Consider the following 997-nt stretch of genomic DNA (forward strand, 5'->3'; position numbering starts at 1 on the left):
GCCGGGTTGATCCGGCTGCTGCAAACCAAGCAATATCAGGGTTTCGAGGTCCACCCCCGCGAGTTCGCCGAGACGACGATGGCGACCGCTGCGCTGGACCCGGCGGCCGGCTGGATCGTCGGCGTGGTCGGCGTGCACCCCTACCAGTTGGCGTACGCGGACCCCAAAGTCGCCGCCGAGATCTGGGCCGACGACGTCGACACGTGGATGGCGTCACCGTACGCGCCGCAGGGGGTGGCCAAGCCCGTCGACGGGGGCTACCTCTTCAACGGCCGCTGGCAGTTCAGCTCGGGCACCGACCACTGCGACTGGATCATCCTCGGCGCGATGCTCGGCGACGAGAAGGGCATTCCGATCATGCCGCCGCAGATGTTGCACATGATCCTGCCCCGTAAGGACTACGAGATCGTCGAGGACTCGTGGAATGTGGTGGGGTTGCGGGGAACCGGTTCCAAGGACGTCATCGTCAAGGACGCGTTCGTCCCGTCGTATCGGACGATGGACGCGACGAAGGTGATGGACGGCACCGCCCAGCGCGAGGCCGGCATGACCGAGCCGCTCTATCTGATGCCGTGGTCGACGATGTTCCCGCTGGGCATCTCGGCGGCCACCATCGGCATCGCCGAGGGGGCCCTGGCCGCGCACCTGGACTATCAGCGTGAGCGCGTCGGCGCCACCGGAACCGCGATCAAGGACGATCCCTACGTGATGTTCGCGATCGGCGAGGCAGCCGCCGACATCAACGCCGCCCGCCAGGAACTCCTGGCGAATGCCGACCGCATCTACGACATGGTCGCCGCCGGCAAGGAGGTGTCGTTCGCCGACCGCGCGGCCGGGCGGCGCACCCAGATCCGCGCGGTGTGGCGCGCGGTGTCGGCGGTCGACGAGATCTTCGCCCGCTCGGGCGGCAACGCGGCCCGCATGGACAAGCCGCTGCAACGGTATTGGCGCGACGTCCATGTCGGCCAGCTGCACGCCATCCACATGCCTGGAACCA

Annotated in this window: 1 protein-coding gene; it reads left to right on the forward strand. The window is 68.0% G+C overall.

What is annotated here, in order from left to right:
- On the forward strand, window positions 1-997 hold a 997-nt coding region (locus tag A5701_RS07700; protein WP_067750474.1), incomplete at both ends, for an acyl-CoA dehydrogenase family protein.

It is taken from the genome of Mycobacterium sp. E3305 (assembly GCF_001666785.1).
Lineage (GTDB): Bacteria > Actinomycetota > Actinomycetes > Mycobacteriales > Mycobacteriaceae > Mycobacterium.